General features: G+C 54.2%; 2 tRNA genes and 1 rRNA gene. All 3 read right to left on the reverse strand.

Going from position 1 to position 2,198, the window contains the following annotated elements:
- Nucleotides 1–150 precede the first annotated feature (150 nt).
- A tRNA-Ala gene (locus tag GNZ12_RS43725) sits at nt 151–226 on the reverse strand.
- Between the two features lie 75 nt (nt 227–301).
- Nucleotides 302–378, reverse strand: a tRNA-Ile gene (locus GNZ12_RS43730).
- A gap of 64 nt (nt 379–442) precedes the next feature.
- Nucleotides 443–1,973: ribosomal RNA gene (locus GNZ12_RS43735) — 16S ribosomal RNA — on the reverse strand.
- Nucleotides 1,974–2,198 lie beyond the last annotated feature (225 nt).

Genomic DNA, 2,198 nt, shown 5'->3' on the forward strand with positions numbered 1-2,198 from the left:
CTTTCGTGAATCTCTTTACTACTTCTTCCTGATTGTTAAAGAACGACAGCCGATATCGCAGTTGCTATAACCGCGTATCACTCTGACTGGCTCAATCGCCAATGCGAAACGCTCTGTGCTTTTAAACACAGAACCCTGCGCATTGAAGATTGGTGGAGGATGACGGGATCGAACCGACGACCCCCTGCTTGCAAAGCAGGTGCTCTCCCAGCTGAGCTAATCCCCCAGTCATACACAGACATCTCTATCTGTCTTGATGCCCCAGGGGTTTCAGTCATTAGCGCAGCCACCGCAGAAACAGTGGTGGGTCTGGATGGATTCGAACCATCGACCCCCGCCTTATCAAGACGGTGCTCTAACCAACTGAGCTACAGACCCCTGAGTCTGTCCTGTTCACAGCCGATAAGCGTGAGCGCTCAACGCATTGACACGTTAGCTCGAGAAAGGAGGTGATCCAGCCGCACCTTCCGATACGGCTACCTTGTTACGACTTCACCCCAGTCATGAATCCTACCGTGGTGACCGTCCTCCTTGCGGTTAGACTAGCCACTTCTGGTAAAACCCACTCCCATGGTGTGACGGGCGGTGTGTACAAGACCCGGGAACGTATTCACCGCGGCATGCTGATCCGCGATTACTAGCGATTCCAGCTTCACGCACTCGAGTTGCAGAGTGCGATCCGGACTACGATCGGTTTTCTGGGATTGGCTCCCCCTCGCGGGTTGGCGACCCTCTGTTCCGACCATTGTATGACGTGTGAAGCCCTACCCATAAGGGCCATGAGGACTTGACGTCATCCCCACCTTCCTCCGGTTTGTCACCGGCAGTCTCCCTAGAGTGCTCTTGCGTAGCAACTAGGGACAAGGGTTGCGCTCGTTGCGGGACTTAACCCAACATCTCACGACACGAGCTGACGACAGCCATGCAGCACCTGTGTTATGGCTCCCTTTCGGGCACTCCCACCTCTCAGCAGGATTCCATACATGTCAAGGGTAGGTAAGGTTTTTCGCGTTGCATCGAATTAATCCACATCATCCACCGCTTGTGCGGGTCCCCGTCAATTCCTTTGAGTTTTAATCTTGCGACCGTACTCCCCAGGCGGTCAACTTCACGCGTTAGCTACGTTACTAAGGAAATGAATCCCCAACAACTAGTTGACATCGTTTAGGGCGTGGACTACCAGGGTATCTAATCCTGTTTGCTCCCCACGCTTTCGTGCATGAGCGTCAGTATTGGCCCAGGGGGCTGCCTTCGCCATCGGTATTCCTCCACATCTCTACGCATTTCACTGCTACACGTGGAATTCTACCCCCCTCTGCCATACTCTAGCCTGCCAGTCACAAATGCAGTTCCCAGGTTAAGCCCGGGGATTTCACATCTGTCTTAGCAGACCGCCTGCGCACGCTTTACGCCCAGTAATTCCGATTAACGCTTGCACCCTACGTATTACCGCGGCTGCTGGCACGTAGTTAGCCGGTGCTTATTCTTCCGGTACCGTCATCCCCCCGGGGTATTAACCCAGAGGTTTTCTTTCCGGACAAAAGTGCTTTACAACCCGAAGGCCTTCTTCACACACGCGGCATTGCTGGATCAGGCTTGCGCCCATTGTCCAAAATTCCCCACTGCTGCCTCCCGTAGGAGTCTGGGCCGTGTCTCAGTCCCAGTGTGGCTGGTCGTCCTCTCAGACCAGCTACAGATCGTCGCCTTGGTAGGCCTTTACCCCACCAACTAGCTAATCTGCCATCGGCCGCCCCTGTAGCGAGAGGTCCTAAGATCCCCCCCTTTCCTCCGTAGAGCGTATGCGGTATTAATCCGGCTTTCGCCGGGCTATCCCCCACTACAGGACACGTTCCGATGTATTACTCACCCGTTCGCCACTCGCCACCAGGGTTGCCCCCGTGCTGCCGTTCGACTTGCATGTGTAAGGCATGCCGCCAGCGTTCAATCTGAGCCAGGATCAAACTCTTCAGTTCAAACCTGTTACTGTTTTTCGGTCTCTTGCGAAACCGGTCGCTCACTCAACGTACTGACGAATGATCATCCTGCCGGCGTGAATCCACCCCAGCAGGAAAACCTTCCTTTAATACTAGTGTGAGACTTGATACTTTCGCTTCCAGCAGACCCCGAAGGATCCACTGCGCGTCGCGCATCAAGCGCCCACACTTATCGGCTGTTAATTTTTAAAGATCGATTACGCA

It is taken from the genome of Paraburkholderia solitsugae (genome assembly GCF_013177695.1).
Classification (GTDB): Bacteria; Pseudomonadota; Gammaproteobacteria; order Burkholderiales; family Burkholderiaceae; genus Paraburkholderia; species Paraburkholderia solitsugae.